Origin of the sequence: Rhabdobacter roseus, from assembly GCF_014202275.1 — a bacterium.
Taxonomy (GTDB): Bacteria; Bacteroidota; Bacteroidia; order Cytophagales; family Spirosomataceae; genus Rhabdobacter; species Rhabdobacter roseus.
In genome coordinates, this window is sequence record NZ_JACHGF010000016.1 from 1 (window position 1) to 21,510 (window position 21,510).

The following is a 21,510-nucleotide window of genomic DNA, read 5'->3' on the forward strand; positions in this document are numbered from 1 at the left end:
GTGGTTTGCTTGTACCTAATGTACTCACTCCCCATCGAAAGCTGGTACCGACTGGCCGTTTGGCTCTTGCTGGGGCTGGCTATTTATTTCTTTTACGGGAAAAAACACAGCAAGATTCGGGAACAATAGCTTCTGGATGAATTTGTAAATTAAAAAACCCGCCGAATAGCCGTCCGCGGGTTTTTTAATTGGTTATTTGCAAAATATTATTTTGCTTAGAGATTCGAAACTGATATAGTATTTTACCTATACCGTAATTCACCCTTTAATCTATCACTGAATAACCTTATGAAACACCCTTACACGCTCTTAATGGTCGTACTTGCCTCCCTGCTAGCTCCCTCTGCTATGGCACAGATTGTAGAAAAAGGCTGGGATGAAAAAATAAATGAAGTAGTGCAGCCCGCCACTGACCTGGTCAGTACCATTGTTTTCTTTCCCGTTCAGTTGGGCGATAGTGCTGCCACCAACATGCCGTTGGTCATTATCTTTCTCCTCTTCTCAGCGCTTTTCTTCACGATCTATTTTAAGTTCATCAACATTCGTGCTTTCAAGACATCCATCGCTACCGTAAGCGGAAAATACAGTGACCCCAATAATCCGGGTGAAGTAAGCCACTTTCAGGCGCTTACGTCCGCGCTTTCGGGTACCGTAGGGCTGGGAAATATTGCTGGTGTAGCCATTGCCATCTCGCTGGGAGGCCCCGGCGCTACCTTCTGGATGATCCTGGCCGGGCTCCTGGGCATGTCTTCGAAATTTGTGGAGTGTACGTTGGGGGTAAAGTACCGCGACATCGACAAAGACGGGGTAGTATACGGCGGCCCCATGTACTACCTTACCAAGGGACTCCAGGAGCGCGGAGCGGGTAAGCTAGGTAAAGTGCTGGCAGTATTTTTTGCCATCATGTGCATCGGCGGGTCGTTCGGCGGCGGCAACATGTTTCAGGCCAACCAGGCCGCTCAACAGTTTATCAGCATGGTTGGTACTTCTTCTTCCTCGGCAGGTACCTACTTCGGCATTGCACTGGCGCTGGTGGTAGCGCTGGTTATTATCGGGGGCATCAAGCGCATTGGGGCCGTTACGGAAAAGATCGTCCCTTTTATGTGTGGCATCTACGTCCTGGCCGCCATCGTGGTCATGGTGGTCAATGCCTCGAGCTTGCCGGCTACTTTTGGTATGATCTTCACCGAGGCTTTCAACCCCGTGGCGGTAGCGGGCGGCTTGGTGGGGGTACTTGTGCAGGGATTCCGCCGGGCGGCTTTCTCCAACGAAGCCGGTGTAGGCTCGGCGGCCATTGCGCACTCGGCCGTAAAAACCGACTACCCTGCCAGTGAAGGCATGGTGGCGCTGCTAGAGCCTTTCATTGATACGGTCGTGATCTGTACCATGACGGCGATGGTGGTGATCGTAACGGGCGACTACCAAACGGATGGCGTCATGAGCGGAGTCAAGATGACCTCCGATTCCTTTGCTACAGTTATCCCCTGGTTTCCCTACATCCTGACGGTCGCGGTTATTCTCTTTGCCTTCTCTACCATGATCTCCTGGTCGTACTACGGCTTGCAGGCCTGGCTTTTCCTTTTTGGGCGTACCAAGTTCAACAGCATGTTGTACCGGGTACTTTTCTGCCTGTTTGTGGTGGTAGGTTCAGCGGCCAGCCTGGGTGCCGTGACGGATTTCTCGGATGCGATGATTTTTGCGATGGCCGTGCCCAACCTCATCGGGCTTTTCTTCCTGCTGCCGGTGGTGAAAGCGGAAGTAACGCGGTACATGGCTTTCATTCAGAAGGGCGAATGGCGCAGCTACACTACTCCTAAAAAGTAAGTCAACGTAACTTCTCTGCGGGCCAATGCCCCGTCTCTGGCACTACTTCCGCCGGGGACGGGGCATTTCGTCTATGCCCAGGGTGGTGAGGTGCGGATTGATGATTCGTTTTTGAATGCTAAGCTGAAAGTACTTTACGCCTTCTACTTCAAAGGTATAAAAGAAGTAATCCCTTAGTTTAAGATCGCGATAAACGGACGAGTAGCTGACCGAACTAGGCCACCCTTGCGCCCCCAGTACGATGTGAAGCGTATCGATGGCTCTTTTTAAATTAGAAAAATAGGTAACCGTGGGCTCCAGGTACTTAAACGGATCTACCCGTACCAACGCCTCGATTTTTACTTCATAAATGGTTTGCTGACGAGCGGCCATACTGGTATTTAGTTGTCCTAAAAGCCTAACCTATGCACGAACCTTGCCATTTGTCAATTTTGTTGAAAAATTACGCAACTATTTTTCAATCGTAAAACTTTTCGTACAAGTACCTCGTTATATACGTGTCTTCTGATTAGAAATATTTTTCGGATCAGAACCAAAAAAAGTCGGTGCTCCTTCTCATTCAGAGAAAAGCCCGACTTTTTTGTTTTTGCCGAGGTACCTAAACTACCTTGCCCTGGTGTAGTTCTAGCCGGTGGGTTACACAAGACGGAATTTCGTGCGGGTAATGCGACACGTACACGAGGGTTCGTTCGGGCGAGCTGCATACGGTATCTACCAGGTACTTGAAGTGCTCCACCGAAGCAATATCCAATCCCTGACAAGGCTCATCCAAAATGAGAAGCGGCGGATTTTTCACCAGTGCGCGCGCCAAAAGTACCCGGCGTTGCTCGCCTTTTGATAGCTTACGAAAAGGGCGGTCGAGCAAAGTACCTACGCCGAGTAGCTGGGCCAAGGTACCTACCTGCTCGGTTTGTGGGCCGGTTAGGGTACGGAAATAAACGCCCGTGGCGTCGAAAAAACCGGAAGCAATGGTTTTGAAAACGGTAGCTTCCGTTGGAAAATAAAGATGCAGCTCCGGCGACACGTGGCCGATCCGACCCTTGATGTCCCAGATTGAAGTACCCTTCCCACCCCTATGCTGATCAAAAAGGTCGTAATCGTTGGCAAAGCGCTGCGGATGGTCGGCCGTCAGAATACTCAGAAGGGTTGATTTACCCGAGCCATTAGGGCCCATCAACGCCCACTTTTCTCCTTTTTTCACATCCCAGGAGAGTTCATCGAGCACGGCTTTCCCGTGGTAAACTACCTTGATTTTCCGCAACCGAAAGGCGTAAGCGTAGCTTGTAAATTCCGGCTCTTCCAAAACTACCCTGGGGGCCTCCTGAACGGAAGTAGCTAAGGTACCTGCCGAGGTACTTGGGGGTACTTTTACGTCTTCCACGGCTCCGTGCTGCACGATACGCCCCTGGTGCAGGAGCAGCGCGTGCGTCATGCAGTCAGGTACCTCGCCCGGCGAAGTAGCCAGCACCAGCGTCACCCCCTGGGTAGCCAGCACCGCCAGCGCCTCCCGAAGTACCTGCCGGGAATGTACGTCCAGGCCCACGAAGGGGTGGTCGAGCAGGAGGATGTCGGGCTGCCTGAGTAGCGACCGGGCCAGCAGCATCCGGCGGGTTTCGCCGTTGGAGAGCGTGATAAAAGGCTGGTCCAGCAGCTCCTGTAGCCGTAGGAGCTGCGCTATTTCGGTCAGGTGTTCGGGAGGGTAGGGACTTGGTGGCAACGTAACTGACCGCTCGTCTACGGTTCCGATGGGTTTGAGCTGACCCGTAAGTACCTCCCGCACGGTGGGGGCGATCTCGGCTTCCTGCGCCTGGAAGCGCTGCTGGTAGTACTGCGCAGCGGCCTGCACGATGCGGTGAAACGAATAGTCGTTGGCAACTAACTCTACGGTACCCGTGCGCTTGACTTTGCCACTGGCGGCCGCCCAGCGCCCGGCCAGGGTCTCTAGAAGGGTGGTTTTGCCCGAGCCATTTCCGCCCAATACTACCCACTGCTCATCGAGAAGTACCCTCCAGGATAGCTCAAACAAGACGGGGGTATCGTACTTACGCACGGTAACGTTTTCTAAATCAATAGGATGCATATACAAAGTACTTAAACAGCAAAGCCGCACCCCAAGGGCGGCGGCTTTGCTGTTTGTCCATACATTATTTTCAATACTCCTGTACCAAAAGGTACTTTTAACGGTACATCACCGCCTTGACCGCCTCGATGGTGCGCTTTACATTGGGGAGAATTTCCTCGATGAGCGTGGGCGCGTAAGGCAGAGGTACGTCGCGGTTGGTGACGCGAAGTACCGGAGCATCCAGGTAGTCGAAGGCGTGGCGTTGCGCGTGGTAGGCCAGCTCGGACGAGATAGACGCCAGCGGCCAGGCTTCCTCTACCACCACACAGCGGTTGGTTTTCTTGATAGACTCAATCACCGTGGCGTAGTCGATGGGCCGTACGGTACGTAGATCCACTACCTCGGCTTCGATGCCTTCCTTGGCGAGTTGCTCCACCGCGGGCATTACCACGCGGGGTACCATTTTGCCAAAAGATACGATGGTAACATCCTTACCACTGCGTTTTACTTCGGCTTTTCCCAGCGGAATCAGGTATTCTTCTTCGGGTACTTCCATTTTATCGCCGTACATTAGCTCCGACTCCATAAAAATTACGGGGTCGTTGTCCCGAATGGAAGATTTGAGCAGTCCCTTGGCGTCGTAAGGGTTGCTGGGAACAACAACCTTCAGACCGGGCGTGTTGGCGTACCAGTTCTCGAAGTTTTGTGAGTGCTGCGCTCCGAGCTGGCCGGCGTTGCCGGTAGGGCCCCGAAACACAATAGGTACCGAGTACTGTCCTCCCGACATGGAAAGCATTTTAGCCGCGCTATTGATGATTTGATCAATAGCTACCAGCGAAAAGTTAAAGGTCATGAATTCTATGATGGGGCGCAGACCATTGCTGGCGGCACCCACTCCGATACCCGCAAAACCCAATTCGGCAATGGGGGTGTCGATAACACGCTTCGGTCCGAATTCGTCCAGCATTCCCTGGCTTGCCTTGTAGGCGCCATTGTATTCGGCAACCTCCTCGCCCATTAGGAATACGCTTTCGTCGCGGCGCATTTCTTCCGACATAGCGTCTCGTACCGCGTCTCTAAATGCAATTTCTTTCATCAGAATTGGGGTTCTGGATAGTGATAGTTGTAAAAAACTGGGTAAAATTAGAGAAAGGAGGCCAATTCTCAAATTGTTTGGACAGAAGCCGTGCGCTTTTAACCAAATGCTGCTCAACCCCTTTACGTACCACCCTGCTTTTATAGTATAGTAAGGCGGTTCATGAGCTCCGCTTTGTTGGCCCGGCTGATGGGGATGACCTTATCAGAAATAACGAGGGTATTCTCCTCAATATCCACGATACGGCCTAAATTGACGATGAAAGTCCGGTGCACCCGGAGGAAACGCTTGGGGTCCAGCTTTTCTTCCAGATTTTTCATCGTGGTATGTACTACGTGCGATTGATTGACCGTCCTGATTTTGACGTAGTCGCCAATGTTTTCGATGTACAGCACGTCATCCAGCGAAAGCCGGATAAAGCGCCCGTCGGAACGAACGTATATGTCCGTCGGGGAAGGAGCCTGCGAAGTAGCCGATTTCAGCAGCTCCAGTACCTTATCCACCGCCTGGGAAAAACGCGGAAGCGTAACGGGTTTTTTTAAGTAATCCACTACCTGATACTGAAAGGCATCGAAGGCGTATTCGGTTTTGGAGGTAGTCATGACTACGTGCGGGGTGTAGGGCAGTAGGTCCAGGAGCTGCAGGCCCGTCATGCCGGGCATCTCTACGTCCAGAAAAAGTAGTTCAACGCGCTGCCGATCCAGGATCTGCAACGCCTCTTCCGCACTCGAACAGACTCCTGCTACGGTAAGCTCAGGACGCTTGGCACAAAGATGTTCCAACAATTGCCGCGCCATAAGTTCATCATCTACAATTAGGCAATTACATTTCATCAGGCCAACGTTTTAAGAAGATCGTAAGTTGAGGTATCCAAATCAATCCAGTAACAGTGTATGATATAAGTAATTTAATTATTTTCGTTTGGAGGCTCCTAATATAGCAAAGGCACACTTACTCCAATATACTTCTTTCCCTTGGCTATCTCCCATGCTTTTTTATGGAACAATGTACCCCAAAACCAAATTTAAGGTACGTTTTTTGTTAGAAATAACAAGCCTGCGGTTAAAAAGCGTGTGTCATGAGCAAAGGTTTCCGATTAGAGCGCCTGTGGTTTCAAGGAAGAAGAAGGTTGCTTGGAGTATTTCGTAGCAAAATACGAAAATCATTGATCATACGATGATTCGTAGATTACTTATTCTGTATTAGCTTTCTGAAAATCCTGAAAAGCACTCCTTCGTAGCTGATCCCAAGGTAGCTCATGGTTTTCTTCCAAAGGTAGTTTATAAGCAGGTCATCCCATGAATTATTCGGTTACATAATGGTAAAAAACTACCTATCTTTGTAAGAATACTCAGTAAAATAGTATTAAATTTTAATTGTATATCGAGTCCATGGCGCTTGGCTTACGCTCCCTGCTGCACGCATTACTTCTGCTGGCGCTCATTGTGGCGCTTGCCTTGGTTATTGCGAAGGGGCAGTTGGCGGCCGTATTAGGGCTAGCCGCTTTGCCGCTTATAGCCGCTTACTTAATCGCCCTATTTAAGTACCCCGTCGTGGGCCTTTACTCGGTATTACTCATCTCCTTCGTGGCCATCGGTATTACCCGGTATACGCCCGCTCCCATTGGACTGGCCGTAGATGCCCTCCTGATTTTGACCTTTCTGGCCGAAGTCTTCAAACGCTTCGATGCACTAACCTGGCCGGTACTTCGCAAGAACCCGGTCATGATCATCCTATACATATGGTGCCTCTATTGCCTGGCGGAGATCGCCAACCCGGAAGCCCGGAGTATTGCCGCCTGGTTTTATGCCATGCGAGCCATGGTACTTTACCCGCTCTTGATCGTGCTGCTGGTCCTTGAGCTCATGAACAGGCTTAGCCAGCAGCACTTCGATCGCTTTCTGACCATTTGGCTGACTTTCTCCTGCGTGGCGGCTTTGTACGGAATGAAGCAGCTGTTTGTAGGGCTGGATGGAGCCGAAAAGGCCTGGCTGGACGCTGGTAATGCCTCCACGCATATCCTTCACGGCAAGCTCCGGGTTTTTTCATTCTATTCCGACGCGGGCCAGTTTGGAGCCGCCACCGCCCATGCGGGCTTGGTAGCGCTGATCATGAGCCTGGGGCCCTTTTCTATTCGAAAGAAAATTTTCCTCACTATTGCTGCTTTGCTTTGCCTGTACGGCATGGCCATTTCGGGTACCCGGGGAGCTCTTTTCGTCCCCATAGCGGGTTTTGCGAGCTACCTGGTGCTGGGCAAAAATTTTAAATTACTCATCGTCGGTGGTCTGATGGCTGGCTCCATCTTTGGCGTACTGAAATTTACTATGATTGGCCAGAGCAACTACCAAATCCAGCGGATGCGCAGTGCCCTGGACCCTAACGACCCTTCCTTATTAGTACGAATTGAGAACCAGAAAAAACTAAGTACCTACCTGGCCTCCCGGCCCATCGGTGGCGGCATTGGCTCCGCTGGCTATTGGGGGCTTCGTTTTAGCCCTAACACGGTACTTGCCCAAACCCCCACCGACAGCTGGTACGTGAAGATTTGGGCTGAGACGGGCATCATTGGCTTACTGATTCACGTAGGCATGCTGCTGTTTTTCTTGGGGTACTTTTTCAAAAAGCTCTGGCTTATGCCTCCTTCGCCCCGCCGTCAGCAGTCCGTGGCAATTTATGCCGGCGTAGTGGGCATCGTAGTCGCTAGCTATGGCAACCAGGTACTTGGGCAGCTACCTACCAGCACAGCGGTGTACATGAGTATTGCTTTTCTTTATCTATTTACGCATAATCCTCTCCGCGAGTAGGTAAAGCATTATTTTTTGTAACTTACGGTCGAATTGCATATACTTTTACAACCTCAACGTAGCTCATGAACTCCCGCAAAAACCTACTAATCATTGATGACGAACCTAGTACCAGCCGTGTCCTGGAGCATTTTCTAAAAAAAGAATTCGATGTCGTGATCAAAAACGACGGTATGGAAGGAATGGCCTGGCTGGAAGAAGGGCATGAGGTAGATTTGATCATTGCCGACCTGAACATGCCCAATCTTAACGGGAAGGAGTTTGTGAAAGTAACCCGCGCCAGTAATCTGTACGGCGATATTCCTATCATCATTCTGTCGGGGACGGACGAAAGCAGCGAGCGGATTCAGTGCCTTAACTTGGGAGCCGACGACTTCATGCTTAAACCCTTCAATCCGATGGAAGTACTGGCTAAAATCAATGCCATTTTACGGCGGGTAAATCGTTATCATTGAGGCTACACTTATGGAAAAACCTGTTACTTCTACCCCTACGGCAGCAGTAAGTACCCCTCCACTCCTGCGCGTGGTTTATTTTAACGATCATTACGAACAAAGCATTCAGTTCATCAATCGTTTTGGCGAGCAGCTACAGATTGAGTACTTTGATCGGATCGAGACGGCGTTGAATTTTCTTCAGAAGCAATATCCGGTTGATGCCGTCATTGCGAGCTTCGATTCGGGAGGAATGAGGCTGCTTCGAGCGATGCGGGATAATCCGTGGTTTCATAAACTACCCCTGATTTTAACCGCCAATACCATTACACCGGAGCTGATTCGTGAAGCTCTCCAACACAAGGCAGATGATGTGTTTCCGAACGATTTTTCGCGTGGAGATCTGCTAACGCGGCTTCACTACTTTGTGAGGCGTCAGCATTTTGTGGCCATGAAAGCTTCCCAAAAGGTAGCCGAGCTCAATGTACGTACCCCTCTTTGGAAGCGGGGCATCGATATGCTGGTCACAGGGACGGCACTTTTGCTGCTTTCTCCGCTGCTACTCCTCATGGCCCTCCTCATCAAGCTGGACTCCAAAGGCCCGGTAGTCTACAAGTCCAAACGGGTAGGGGCGGGTTACAAAATTTTTGAGCTGTACAAGTTTCGTACCATGCGCACCGACGCCGACCAGCTCATTAAAAAGATGGCCTCTTTTAACATGTACAATAAACAAACCGAGCCTGCCCCTTCTACCAACGGGATTAGCCTCTGTAGCAGTTGCAGTGGCTTGGGAAAGTGCCAGCAGTTACTTTTTTTGGATGGGGAGCAGGTCTGCGAGAAGCAATACCAGCAGCAAAAAGAAGCTAAAGCGGCCTTCATGAAATTTCAAAATGATCCCCGCATTACAAAGTTGGGCCGATTTTTGCGGAATACGAGTATAGACGAGTTACCACAGCTCTACAACATCTTTAAAGGGGATATGTCTTTGGTCGGAAACCGGCCCTTACCCTTGTATGAGGCGGAAAAGCTAACCACCGACGAGCACATACTGCGGTTTGCGGGGCCCGCGGGCCTCACGGGTCTGTGGCAGGTAACCAAGCGAGGAAAAGGAAAAAAAGACATGTCGGAGGAGGAACGGATTCAACTGGATATTGAGTACGCCCAAAATTTTTCGTTTTGGATGGACATGAAAATAGTCCTGAAGACATTCCCGGCGCTTCTGCAGTCAGAAAACGTATGACGCAAAAAAACTATGAAAAAATGGCTCGTGGTACTGGTGCTGGCTCCTTTGGCGTTGGGAGTGCTGGGACAAGCGGCCCCAAAACCACCAACTACCGAACAACAAATTGTGCTTCCGCCGTTAAATAAAGTAGTGGAGATGGTACTGCAGCGCTCGCCGGACCTGCGTTACCAGGAGGCCCTGATCAAAAGGGATGAGAATAACATTGAAAACAAAAAGCGCCAGTGGATGGAGGGGATGGGAATTGATTTACAACTTAGTGCGGGCAATCAGGCCCTGCTCATTCAGCAGCCGATAGGTACCGTAGATGCTTACCGCAACTTGAATAACGGCTACCGGGCGGCCTTCAATGTGCGGCTTTCGGCCTTTGACTTCCTGGGCAGGCGTAGCACCGTACGTATGGCCGAGTACGAGCGGTTGATGTCAACCGAAAAAAAGGGGTCCGTAGAACAGGAAATCGAGACGGCTGTGGCAACCCGCTACTACGCGGCCCAAGCCTCCATCAACCTCTTGCAGATCAAAAGCGAAGTAAAGCAATCGACGCAGCTCAACCGGCAAATGGCCGATAAGGCCTTTACCCAAGGTACCATCACAATCGAGGAATTAACGCGGGTCGTGGAGATATCCGGAAGGGCCGCCGCCGAATACGAGGTAGCGAAACAGTACCTGTACGAAAACTTACGGGCCCTGGAAATCATGACCGGGCAAAAGCTTTATTGAATGTATGACCATACTCCGTTTCATCAGGTTAGTCTTAGCGCGTAAGTGGCTGCTGCTTTTCTTTCCGGCAGCCCTGGCCCTGACCGTATTTTTCCTGACCAAAAAGTCCAAACGCGAATATGCCTCCAATACACTGATCTACACGGGTCTGGCTTCGGGCTATACGCTGGAGTCAGGCGAGGGAGCGAGGATTGACTACGCCACGGTTACGAATGCCTTCGACAATTTGATCAATACCGTAAAGGCCCGGACTACCCTGGAAGAAGTCGGCATTCGGCTCCTGGCTTCACACATGATGCTCCGGCAGCCTACACCCGGTGTAGCCAACGACGAGACCTACCAACACATCCGTGAGCTTATTCCGGCGGAGGTGATCCGGCAGGTGGTTGATTACAACTCGCAGAGCCAGACCGTCGAGAATATCTACAAGTACTCCCAGCTCCCCAAGAACGTCATTGCCGAAAAACTTCTCAATGCCAAAGAAGAGCCGTACAGCGTGCAGGGGATCGCTCAGAAATTAACCGTGGCCCGGGAAGGGAGCAGCGACATGGTGAAAATTACGTATATAGCCAACGATCCTGCCGTGGTAAAACAAACACTGGAGCTGGTGTCATCGGTCTTCATGCGTCGTTACCGGGAAATGAAAGTGAGCGAGACGGGCAACGTGGTGGCCTATTTCGAGGAGCAACTGCGTAGAGTAGGCGAAAAATTAGCGGGCTCGGAAGGACGCCTACAGGAATTTTCCAGCCAGAATAATATTATTAATTTCAATGAGCAAACCCGCAACGTAGCCGCCCAGGACCGCGACATTAGCCAGGAGATACAAAACGAACAGAAAGAGCTCCAGGCCTCGAAAGCCGCCTTGAAAGAGCTGGAAAGCCGCCTGAGTATTCGGCAGGATTTAGCCCTGGAAAACCAGACGGTCAATAGCGTGCGTGATTCGCTGGCGGTGCTCAATGCCCGTATGGCCTTGCTGGAAATGCAGCCTGATGTTAACCAGGAGACCATTCGCCGCTTGCAGGGCCAAATAGGCTCGCTGGAGCAACGCGCCCGGAATGGCATCAGTGCCCTCTACGAAATGCATAACAACAAAAGTGGCGTACCCAACCGGCTGCTGTTTGACGAATGGGTACAGGCCTTCGTAGGCGTTGATAAGAGCGAAGCCCGGCTGCTCGTCCTGAGTGATATCAAGCAGAACTTTGACCGAAATTACAAAAAGATGGCTCCGCTGGGTTCTAGCCTGGGCAGGATCGAGCGGGAGATCAGCGTAGCGGAGAAAGAGTACCTCGACATCATTCATGGCTTAAGTCAGAGCAAGCTACGGGAGCAAAACCTGATGCTTTCGACCAACCTGAAGGTGATTGATCCGCCCCGGTACCCGGACCGGCCCGAGCCTTCGAAGCGACTGATCCTGGTCATTGGTGCTTTTATGGTTGGGTTCATCCTGATTATAAGCTATATTATTGCCAAGGAGTACTTCGACTGGACTCTCAGGAGCCCAAGCCGGGCCGAAAATCAGGTGGGGGTACCCTTTGTGGGCGGCTTACCCGTTTTAACAAAAAAAGAAGCCAGCTATTACGATAAGCTCATAGAAGACCGTACGCTTAACCAGGGCGTTTCGAAAATAAAGCATTGGGCAGCCGGAATAACGGGCCGCCCGGCGGTTGTATTGCTTTTTAGCGTAAAGGAAAGTACCGGCAAGAGCCATTTTGCCGGGCGGCTCCTCAAAAAACTAAATGAAAGCGGCAATAGAGCCCTATGGCTCACTCCGGACGGCTCGTCAGAGCCGGGAAGAGAAAACGTATTTCCTTACAAATGGCGCCCCGACCTGGATAGTTTGCTTTCCATCCAGGAAATGCTCCCCAACGACGAATGGAAGCACGCGCGCTTCGTATTGGTAGAACTACCCGCGCTCATTACCTCACCCATGCTGGTCCAATGGGTGCAGCAGGCCGACTATTCCTTACTTGTGGCGGATGCTGCCCGGGGCTGGGATCACTCGGACCGAAACGCTCTACAGACCTATCAGGAAAACACATCGCGCCCGGTAGGGCTCCTACTCAACCGCATCCAGCCGGATCATCTGGAAGAGGTGATCGGGGAAGTACCTCGCCCGCGCTCTTCTTTCCGTCGCTGGATGAAGCGACTACTGGTACGTACCTCGGCCGTGAAGCTCGGCAAGGAGTCGGCGCAGGTAGCTAGTTTGTCGCCAGATAGTCCCGCCGCCCTAAGTACCCCTCCGGCCGTGCCCGTTGTGCCGGTAGTACCTTCAGCGGCCGCAAAGAAAAGCCAGCAGGGCCCCTCGGGTCATAAAAAGGTTCGTCGTGCCCGCTCGGCTCAGGAGCCCTCCAAGTGGATCGTAGGGGTACTTCTCCTGCTGACGCTGGTAGGAAGCGGAGCATACCTCTGGTGGAAAACCGCCGCCGACTCCCAGCACCAGACATTTTGGGCCTATTGGTTTTCTGGAAAAAAAGCTGCCCTCTTTTCCCAGACGATCGAGGACGTAGACACCAGCTCCGACTCGATTGGTATTTATAATCCGGCCGAAGACGATACCCTACCCATGCTCGCCGAGGCCAGTGCCTCCGAGCCCACCGACAACTGGGACGCCCCCGCACCGTCGACGGAGGAACCACGAGAAGTACCCGCACCGAGCCAGTCGGTGGCCCCCGTGGCACCTGCTCCCGCGCCGCCCCGAGAAACGCAGTACTTTGTGCTGGGAGGTACCTTCAACAGCCGGGAGAGCGCGCGTCCCCGGCAGACAGAACTACTCAACGGTGGTTACCGGGCCGAAATTCAGGAAGCTGGAGGTACTTTCCAGGTACTTACCGGCCCCTACGACAACTACAAGGCGGCCCAGGATAAAGCGGAGTCCATTGGATTTATTTTAGAGATCAAAACGTCCATTATAAAAAAGTGACGTCCATGCCGCCCCCCACCTACGACATCGTTTGCGTGGCTTTCCCGTCCTGGGAGGGCGACTACGTAAAAAGTACCGTGAAGCTGATGGAGGAGCTGGGCAGGAGGCACCAGGTACTTTACCTGGACTACCCCTATACCTGGAAGGACTGGCTCCTGGGCCTGCTGGGCCGAAACAAAGTACCCGTAGCACGTATGCTGGGGCTGTCGGACCGGCTGCGGGTGGTGAAGCTGGAGAATGGGGGCACGGTACACGTACTGACCGCCCCCCCGGTGATACCTACCAATTTTATCAAAAACGAAAAGCTATACAACCGGGTACAGCGGCTTAACGCCAGCCTGATCCGCCGGGTGGTACTTGGGACCTATAAACGCCTCTCAATTCAAAATCCGGTAGTTATTAATGCCTTCAACCCCTTTATTGGGGTCCCGCTGGCGGGTACTTTGGACGAGCGCCTGCTGGTATATTACTGCTACGACGAAATCGCCACCTGCGCCTGGGCGTTGGTACACGGAGCCCGCGTGGAGCGGGAATTCATAGCCCACACCGACGCCGTGGTGGTGTCGTCGACGGGCCTGCGGGAAGCCAAACAAAAGCTGGGAAAACCCACGTTTCTGGTCAACAATGGCGTTGAGTTCACGGCCTTTAACCGCGGGCAGGTACCCGTCGAAAGCAAGCCTTCCACGCCAAAGATCATGGGCTACGTGGGCAGCATCGACAGCCGGCTTGATTACCCGCTGCTGCATACGCTGGCCACGACCTTTCCCGACAGCCAGCTGATGCTGGTAGGCCGCGAAACCTATGACAAACCCGGCGTAGAAGCGGCCATTCAGCAGCTAAAAAAACAACCCAACGTGTCATTTACCGGGGCCCAGCCGCCCGATCAACTACCCAATTACCTGCGGGACTTCCGCGTAGGGTTGATCCCGTTTGTTAAAAATACCCAGACGGCCGCCATATACCCCATGAAGATCAACGAGTACCTGGCCGCGGGCGTGCCGGTAGTCAGTACTGATTTTGCTCCCCTGGGGGAATTTAGCCCGGTTGTAGCCATCACCGCCAGCCACGAAGCATTTGTAGAAGAAGTGAAACGGGCGCTCTACCAGGATAGCTCGGCCCAGCAGCTGGCGCGCGTAGCGCTCGCGCGGCAAAATTCCTGGGAACAACGCGCGCAGGAAATGGAAACGATTATCCAACAACTTATCCCCGGCGCTTGAACGTAAAACTACTCCTCAAACACCCGAAGGTACTTTCGTTCGTTGGCATGGGCGTGTCAGCGGCCTCGGGCTTCCTGGGCGTGATGGTCCTGGCGCGTACGCTTTCGCCCACGGAGCTGGGTACCTGGGTACTGTACCTGGCCGTGTGGTCGTTTCTGGATATGCTGCGCTCGGGCATGGTACATACCGCCCTGGTTCGTTTCCACGCCGCCTCGGCCGACGACCGCTACGCGGGAGCCGCCTGGGTTATGAGCGGTGCCTTCACCTTGGGCGTAAGTACCCTGGTGCTGCTCAGCTGGCTGGCGGGCGTTCGCCTACCCGACGACTGGCGGCTCATCCTGCCGCAGCTCCCTTGGCTCATGCTGGCTACCTGGCCCTACAGCGTGGCGCTCTGGCAGCGGCAGGCCGAAAACCGCTTTGATCATATCCTGATTTTACGCCTGATTTTCACGGTACCCTTCCTGATTTTCGTCACGCTGGGCTTCTGGTACTCGTGGTCACTGACCCAGATCGCCTGGGCCCAAACCATTCTGTTTACCATCGCTTCGGGGGGAGCGATCCTGTTCGGCTGGACGCGTTGGCAGGCCGTCAGGAGCTACGAGCGCCGCCACGTGCGCGATTTGTGGGGCTTTGGCAAGTACACCATAGGTACCTTACTATGCACCAATCTCCTCAAAAGCTCCGACACCTTTCTGCTGGGCTACTACCTCAACTCCGCCGCCGTAGCGGCCTATAATCTACCCTACCGGCTCGTCGAGATCGTGGAGATACCCCTGCGGAGCGTTACGGCCACGCTGCTTCCGAGCCTGTCGAGGCACGGCGAGCGGCGCGAGTTTGGCCAGGCCCGCGCGCTTTTCTTCAAAGAACTCAAGCAGCTGATGCTGGTACTTGTGCCCCTAAGTACCCTCTGCTTTTTTGGCGCGGAGCCGCTGGTGGTGCTGGTGGGAGGCGAAGCCTACCGCAGCTCGGCCATTTTCCTTCAGGTATTTGCGGTATATAGCCTTTTTCTGCCCGCCGACCGGCTCATCGGTGTTACGCTCGACAGCCTGGGGCGTCCGCGCTTCAATACCATCAAGGTGGTACTTATGGCTATTTTTAATATCGTCGGTGACATAATAGTTTTGTACATTTGGAAAAATCCCGTGCTGGTAGCCGTCGTAACCATCGGTACTGTCATCACGGGGGTCGTCTTTGGCGGTTTTGTGTTGGGCAACGTTTTTAAAAGCCAGCCAGCTGCACAGTCACCTACTCTTTGATCATCCAGCTGGGCCATCTATGCATCCTTTGGTATCCATTATTACGGTCAACTACAACCAGCCCCAGGTAACGGCCGAGCTGCTGCGTACGCTCCGAGCTATCACCTACCCCAAGGTGGAGGTCTGGGTGGTCGACAACGCCAGCCCTCAGCCCGGCTTTGATGCCCTGATACCTCTTTTTCCGGAGGTACATTTCCTGAAAAGTGAGGTCAATCTGGGCTTTGCGGGCGGCAACAACCTGGCCGTGAAGCAGGCCCAGGGCAAGTACCTGCTTTTTATCAATAACGACACCGAAGTACCTCCGGGCTTCCTGGAGCCCCTGGTGGCTCGGATGGAAGCCGATCCCGGTATTGGGATGGTGAGCCCCAAGATCAAGTACTTCTACGAAGACAACCTGATTCAGTACGCGGGTAGTACCGAGATCAACCCCCTCACAGGCCGCAACCGGGCCATTGGCCAGCGCGAAAAAGACGACGGCCGTTTTGACCAGAGCGGCCCTACGGCCTACATTCACGGAGCCGCCATGCTGGTGTCTCGGGCGGTGATAGAGAAAGTAGGCCTGATGGACGACATTTTTTTTCTCTACTACGAAGAGCTCGACTGGTGCGCCCGTGCCCAGCGCGCGGGCTTTGCCGTTTGGTACGTAGCCGAATCGGAAATCTTGCACAAAGAGTCCGTGTCGACGGGCCGCGAAAGTACCCTGAAGACGTACTACCTGACGCGCAACCGGCTGCTGTTTATGCGCCGTAATTTCCGCGGATTAGTAGGTTGGGTAGGAATTCTGTTTTTCTGGTTGGTTGCTTTGCCCAAAAACATAGTAATGCTAAGCTTGAAAAGGAGGTTTGACCTGGCCAATGCTTTCTGGAAGGGGGGCATCTGGAATTTGAAGCACCGATAAATTTTTTTAAAATAATGGCTTCTGTATTCGTACTCGCTTAACATGTAGCATGGCTTCAAAAAACATTTACCTTCCTAATCTTGACGGTATACGGGCTCTGGCGGTACTTTTTGTTATCGTGTCGCACGTTGAGCTGCATAAGGAGACATTTGGCCTGGCCACCTCCGTGACCTACGAGCAACACAAAATGCTGGGTGGCACAGGTGTGACCATCTTCTTTGTGCTGTCGGGCTTTCTGATTACCTACCTGCTCTTTGAAGAAAAAAATACCAGCGGGCAGGTGGTGATCCGCAACTTCTACCTCCGCCGCATGCTGCGGATCTGGCCTTTATTCTTTCTGGTACTGCTGGTTGGTTTCAGCATCAGCAGCGGCTGGTCGTGGTCGGCGGTAGCTCTGAGTATTTTCTTTCTGACCAACGGTGCGTTTGTGGCCGGAATGCTACCGGCCATCATCGACCCGATCTGGTCCATTGGTGTGGAGGAGCAATTCTACCTGTTCCAGCCTCACCTGGTCAAGTCGGGCCAAACCCGCCGCGTCGCGATAAATTTCCTGGTGGTCATTTTTCTTTTTTACCTCATCAAGTATGTATGTACCCGGCTTCTTTTTCCGGTAGGTAGCACCCATTATACCTTGGTTACGAGCCTTTTTTACTTTACACGTTTTGATTGTATGATGATCGGTGGCTTAGGAGCCTGCGCATTTTATGAGTTCAGGCAACTCCCTGAGCGCGCTACTTTCCTGAGTACTTCGTTCTTCCGGCCTTGGGTAAAGTACCTTTTTCCGCTGCTGCTACTCGCCTACCTGGTGTTGTATATTTCCGAAAAAGTACCCTTTAACCACCAGCTGCTGGCGCTGCTTTTTTTGCCCGTGGTGCTCAACCTGGCCAACGACCCAAAAGGTAATGGCTTGTTGGAATCCTGGCCTTTCAAAGAAGTGGGTAAGGTATCCTACGGTTTGTATCTACTTCACAAATTCCCGCTGTATCTGGTACTTTGGGCTTTTACCAACTGGCAAATTGAATGGGGAATTTGGAACAACCTAACCATATATGCATTTACCTTGCTTCTGTCTTTGCTCTTGGCCCGGGTATCGTTTTATTACTTTGAAAAGCCTTTTCTCAAGTTGAAATCCCGTTTTGCAACCCTAACCCGGCCCGACTGACCCTTTCTTTGCCTTTTATATATATTCAACCATATAGCTTCGGTATTTTAACTCAACGCTTATGCAATTCTTGTTTTTTATTGCCTACCTTCTTTTTGGTGCCACCGCTATCTTCGCGGGTTACCTTCTGCTGTTTGCCGTAGCCGGGCTTTTCCGCCACAAAGCCCCCTACCTGCCCGGTAAGCACACCCGGCTGCGGAGAATGGTGGTCTTCTTGCCTTCCTACCGCGAAGACAGCGTCATTCTGGAGTCGGCGGCCCGCGCCCTGGAGCAATCGTACCCGGCCACGCACTACGACGTAGTCGTGATCGCGGATTCGTTGCAGCCCGCCACGCTCGAAAAACTACGCAAACTACCCATTCGGGTAGTGGAGGTCGTTTTTGAAAAATCCACCAAAGCCAAAGCATTAAACGTGGCCCTGAGCCAACAGGCAGAAGGTACCTACGAAGTAGCGGTGATCCTGGACGCGGATAATATCCTGGCTCCGGATTTTCTGGATCGCCTGAACCAGTCTTTTGACCAGGGCTGGCTGGTGGTGCAGGGGCACCGTACCGCCAAAAATACAAATACCAGCACCGCCATACTCGACGCCATCAGTGAAGAGATTAATAACCATATTTTGCGCAAAGGCCACCGGGTATTGGGGCTCTCCTCGGCTCTGATTGGCTCGGGCATGGCCTTTGAGTATGGGCTTTTCCGTAGCCTGATGGCCCAGATCCACGCCGTGAGTGGATTTGACAAAGAATTGGAAATGAGGCTATTGAAACAGCGGATTCAGATTGAGTACCTCGACGATGCCATTTGTTACGACGAAAAGGTGCAGAACCCCGCCGTGTTTGAAAAGCAACGCACCCGCTGGATCGCCGCGCAGTTCAAGTACCTACGCCTGAACTTCGTATCGGGCTGGCAGGAGCTCTTTCGGGGCAATGTCGATTACTTTGATAAGGTATTCCAGGCGCTATTTCCACCCCGCGTTATGCTGCTGGGTGGCATTGTGGCCGGTGCTTTCCTTCTTTGGATTTTCCTGCCGGGCTACTCGCTTACGTGGTTTGTTACGGCCCAGATGGTAGCCCTCTTTCTGGCTTTTTTCCTGGCTACTCCCCCCGACATGCGTTCGAAGCTGGGCTGGCGCGAGCTCTCTTTACTACCCAATCTGTTTATCCGAATCGTGCGCTCGTTGTTCAAGCTGGACGAAGCCCACAAGAAATTCATTCACACGCCCCACGGCATTGAGGAAGATACCACCAAAAAATAGGAAAGGTACTTTAGGAGCCACAGCCGCCATTTACCCTGCTACCTCCTCGTAAAGACGAAGGGTAGTACGAGCGGTATTTTCCCAGGTAAAAAGGGCGGCTTGCCGGTAACCCGCTGCTATATTCATCTGACGCTCCTGGGTGGCCAGCAAGGCTCGTTTTAGCGTTTCTTTAATACTTGCCGGGTCGGTCGGGTTGGTGTAGAAGGCCGCCTGGCCAGCTACTTCGGGCAGCGCCGACACCGACGAAGTGACTACCGGAATACCACAGGCCATGGATTCCAGCAGCGGCAGGCCAAAGCTTTCGCGCAGGGAAGGATACAAAAAAACCGTTGCCTGCGCATACACCGCCGGAAGCTGGTCCGCCGACAGGTAGTTGGTCACAACGATCCGCTCCATAAGCCTTTCTTGACCTATCTTTTCTAAAAGCCGCTTCATGGTTCTGGTGCTCGTATCGGCCACCACCAGGTAGAGGTCCGGCATTTCCGGTGCCAGCAGCCCAAACGCTTTTACTACGTTGACCATATTCTTTTTGGGATCGGTATTGCCAAAAAAGAAGAGGTAGCGCTCGGGTAGTTGATGACGCTTTCGGGCCGCGCGGAGCTCCACAGCCGACGGCTTCTCAAAAAAGCGTTCGCTCACCCCGTTGTAAACTACCTCCACCTGGTCGGCCCGTAACGACAACCGCTCCAGGATGTGTTTTTTTTCGTAGCCGGATACGGTAATGATTTTCTGGCATCGCTCTACCACCCTGGGTACTACCCACCGGCGGTAAAGTACCCCCAGCCGCTGGTACAGCGTACGCGTGTTGGGCTGGGAGGATTTCTCCAGGAAGATCACGTCGTGGAGCGTGAGCAGGAGGGGTACTTTCAGGAAAAGGGGGGCCGTATTGGCGGTACAATGCAGTACATCGAGCCGGTACTTGCGTACGTAATAAGGAAGGAACACTTGCTCCCACAGGGCATAGTTACCGGCCCGGATGCGTACAATGTGTACATTCGTGGTTTCGGTGAGGCAGGTATCGTCCTGGTCGGGCTTTACAAAGATATAGAATTCGTGGGTGCTGGAGAGTCGCTGCAAAGCCCGGATGAATTCGAGCGCTACAATGTCCATACCGTGTTTGTTGGGCCGGAATAAACGTTGCGCTTCGATGCCGATTCTCATAGAGGATACCCTACCGGGCGGGTGTGTCTGAAACTATATAACTTTCAAAGCTACATGATTCATTATTTTTTCTACCAAGTACCTTTTATTTTATGCCTGCTACTACCCATAAGTACCTATTCGGCCCGGCGTACTTTCTCCCAAATACCGGAGGTAGTGCCCCGCCGGTAACGAAGGTACCCCAGAATGGCGCACCAGTTCATGAAGGAAAAGTAGTAGGGCACAAACAGCAGCTTGACGCGGACTTTCCGGTTTTCGAGCGCATTGCCTACCAGCGCGGCACCGTAAAAAAGTACCTGCGCGCCCAAAAGTACCTGGTAGACCGGCGCCGCCAGCCAGCCCTCCCGATCCAAGAAAGCCAGCGGAATATTCGCTAAGAAGATGATGATCAAGCAAAAAGGAGCCACCGCCCAGCGCATAGCCCGATGTGATATGTATTGAAACGAAAGCCAACCGTACCGAAAAACATTCAGCAGGTGCGTCAGCCTACCAATGGCCTGAAAGCCACCCGCCGCAATGCGTATTTTGCGTTTCTGCTCGTCGGTGATGGAGAAGGACGGGCGCTCGATGGCGTAAGCCTCGGGCTCGTAAATGACCCGGTACCCCTGGCCCGCTATACGCAAGGAAATCACGAAGTCGTCCAGGAGCGTATCTTTCTCGACATGCCCGAATAAGTCGGTGCGTACGGCAAAGAGCTCACCCGCAGCTCCCACTACGCTGTACAGCTCGGTATCCAGCTTTTTCAGAAAGGATTCGTATTTCCAGTAAAGCCCTTCGCCGGCTCCGGCCGCGGCCTCGTTTTCGGCCACTTCGATGCGCTTTTCGCCGGCTACGGCCCCTACTTTGGGATTTTTAAAGTGACGAATGATATTTTTAATGGCCTGTGTATTGAGCTTGGTGTTGGCGTCCGTAAAAATCACGAGCGGGGTCGTGATCTGGGGCATTGCCATGTTCATGGCCTCTATTTTCCCCCGGCGCTCCGTGCCGCCCATCACCCGAACAGCAGGGTACTTGCTACGCTGGGCTTCCAGAAATTCCGTGGTACCGTCGGTGGAGCCTTCGGTCACAAACAGCAGCTGGAGCTGCCCGGCGGGGTAGTCTAGCGAGAGTGAGTTATGGAGCTTGGTTTCGATGTAGGCGCGCTCGTTGTAGGCCGGTACCACCAGCGTAACGGGCGGCAGGTAAGTAGGGTCGTTGGCCGGAGGCCAGGAGATACCCATCGCTTTTCGAATCTTCACCAACGCCCACACCAGAACGCCGTAGCCGATGTAGGTATAAAGTACGAGGAAAATACCCAGCCAGAAGAGAATTTCAAGCGCAAGTTTCATGATTGAACGTTGAGTTTATAGATCATTCGGACCAAAGTGGGCACATCCAAAGGTACGGATAGTCCGGTGCTTTCCAGGCCATTTACTTTCCGGATACACACCAATAAGTACTTGTCCCAGAAAAGGTACCTGG

At 52.8% G+C, this 21,510-nt stretch carries 18 protein-coding genes; 12 read left to right on the forward strand and 6 right to left on the reverse strand.

Features of this window, described 5'->3' with window-relative positions:
* The first annotated feature begins 18 nt into the window (after positions 1-18).
* Both HNQ92_RS26685 and HNQ92_RS26690 read left to right on the forward strand, forming a co-directional pair.
* A complete protein-coding gene (locus HNQ92_RS26685) occupies positions 19-129 on the forward strand; it encodes an amino acid permease C-terminal domain-containing protein (protein WP_246440923.1) in 111 nt (36 codons plus the stop codon).
* Between the two features lie 159 nt (positions 130-288).
* Positions 289-1,824, forward strand: a complete 1,536-nt coding sequence (locus HNQ92_RS26690) for an alanine/glycine:cation symporter family protein (RefSeq protein ID WP_184179276.1) — start codon at positions 289-291, stop codon at positions 1,822-1,824.
* Between the two features lie 42 nt (positions 1,825-1,866).
* Here the strand turns inward: HNQ92_RS26690 and HNQ92_RS26695 are convergent, their stop codons facing one another.
* The 4 genes from HNQ92_RS26695 to HNQ92_RS26710 form a co-directional block, all read right to left on the reverse strand.
* Complete coding sequence (locus HNQ92_RS26695) at positions 1,867-2,196, reverse strand: hypothetical protein (protein ID WP_184179278.1); 330 nt, start codon at positions 2,194-2,196, stop codon at positions 1,867-1,869.
* Positions 2,197-2,422: 226 nt separating this feature from the next.
* Positions 2,423-3,904: an ATP-binding cassette domain-containing protein gene (locus HNQ92_RS26700; protein ID WP_184179280.1), complete on the reverse strand. Its 1,482-nt coding sequence runs from the start codon at positions 3,902-3,904 to the stop codon at positions 2,423-2,425.
* Between the two features lie 97 nt (positions 3,905-4,001).
* Complete coding sequence (locus HNQ92_RS26705; protein ID WP_184179282.1) at positions 4,002-4,982, reverse strand: pyruvate dehydrogenase complex E1 component subunit beta; 981 nt, start codon at positions 4,980-4,982, stop codon at positions 4,002-4,004.
* A gap of 140 nt (positions 4,983-5,122) precedes the next feature.
* Entirely contained in the window at positions 5,123-5,815 is a 693-nt protein-coding gene (locus tag HNQ92_RS26710) for a LytR/AlgR family response regulator transcription factor (RefSeq protein WP_184179284.1), read from the reverse strand.
* 558 nt (positions 5,816-6,373) lie between these two features.
* Between HNQ92_RS26710 and HNQ92_RS26715 the strand changes: the two genes are divergently transcribed.
* The 10 genes from HNQ92_RS26715 to HNQ92_RS26760 all read left to right on the forward strand — a co-directional run bounded on the left by HNQ92_RS26715 (position 6,374) and on the right by HNQ92_RS26760 (position 18,888).
* Complete coding sequence (locus HNQ92_RS26715) at positions 6,374-7,786, forward strand: O-antigen ligase family protein (RefSeq protein WP_184179286.1); 1,413 nt, start codon at positions 6,374-6,376, stop codon at positions 7,784-7,786.
* 65 nt (positions 7,787-7,851) lie between these two features.
* Positions 7,852-8,241, forward strand: coding sequence for a response regulator transcription factor (locus HNQ92_RS26720; RefSeq protein ID WP_184179288.1), 390 nt, complete (start codon positions 7,852-7,854; stop codon positions 8,239-8,241).
* Between the two features lie 10 nt (positions 8,242-8,251).
* Complete coding sequence (locus HNQ92_RS26725; RefSeq protein ID WP_184179290.1) at positions 8,252-9,460, forward strand: sugar transferase; 1,209 nt, start codon at positions 8,252-8,254, stop codon at positions 9,458-9,460.
* Between the two features lie 12 nt (positions 9,461-9,472).
* Positions 9,473-10,180 (forward strand): TolC family protein, encoded by a 708-nt coding sequence (locus tag HNQ92_RS26730; protein WP_184179292.1) that lies wholly within the window; start codon positions 9,473-9,475, stop codon positions 10,178-10,180.
* A gap of 4 nt (positions 10,181-10,184) precedes the next feature.
* Complete coding sequence (locus tag HNQ92_RS26735) at positions 10,185-13,100, forward strand: SPOR domain-containing protein (RefSeq protein ID WP_184179294.1); 2,916 nt, start codon at positions 10,185-10,187, stop codon at positions 13,098-13,100.
* 5 nt (positions 13,101-13,105) lie between these two features.
* The gene (locus tag HNQ92_RS26740; protein ID WP_184179296.1) at positions 13,106-14,317 is read left to right on the forward strand and encodes a glycosyltransferase; all 1,212 of its coding nucleotides are present in this window, start codon (positions 13,106-13,108) and stop codon (positions 14,315-14,317) included.
* Positions 14,314-15,573, forward strand: coding sequence for an oligosaccharide flippase family protein (locus HNQ92_RS26745; RefSeq protein WP_184179299.1), 1,260 nt, complete (start codon positions 14,314-14,316; stop codon positions 15,571-15,573). The genes HNQ92_RS26740 and HNQ92_RS26745 overlap by 4 nt, the downstream gene beginning before the upstream one ends.
* 19 nt (positions 15,574-15,592) lie before the next feature.
* On the forward strand, positions 15,593-16,471 hold the full coding sequence (locus HNQ92_RS26750) for a glycosyltransferase family 2 protein (protein WP_184179301.1): 879 nt from the start codon (positions 15,593-15,595) through the stop codon (positions 16,469-16,471).
* Between the two features lie 49 nt (positions 16,472-16,520).
* Entirely contained in the window at positions 16,521-17,633 is a 1,113-nt protein-coding gene (locus HNQ92_RS26755; protein ID WP_184179303.1) for an acyltransferase family protein, read from the forward strand.
* 61 nt (positions 17,634-17,694) lie between these two features.
* Complete coding sequence (locus HNQ92_RS26760; RefSeq protein WP_184179305.1) at positions 17,695-18,888, forward strand: glycosyltransferase family 2 protein; 1,194 nt, start codon at positions 17,695-17,697, stop codon at positions 18,886-18,888.
* 30 nt (positions 18,889-18,918) lie between these two features.
* Here the strand turns inward: HNQ92_RS26760 and HNQ92_RS26765 are convergent, their stop codons facing one another.
* Both HNQ92_RS26765 and HNQ92_RS26770 read right to left on the reverse strand, forming a co-directional pair.
* On the reverse strand, positions 18,919-20,049 hold the full coding sequence (locus HNQ92_RS26765) for a glycosyltransferase family 4 protein (protein WP_184179307.1): 1,131 nt from the start codon (positions 20,047-20,049) through the stop codon (positions 18,919-18,921).
* A 116-nt stretch (positions 20,050-20,165) separates the two neighbouring features.
* Entirely contained in the window at positions 20,166-21,377 is a 1,212-nt protein-coding gene (locus tag HNQ92_RS26770) for a glycosyltransferase family 2 protein (protein WP_184179309.1), read from the reverse strand.
* Positions 21,378-21,510 lie beyond the last annotated feature (133 nt).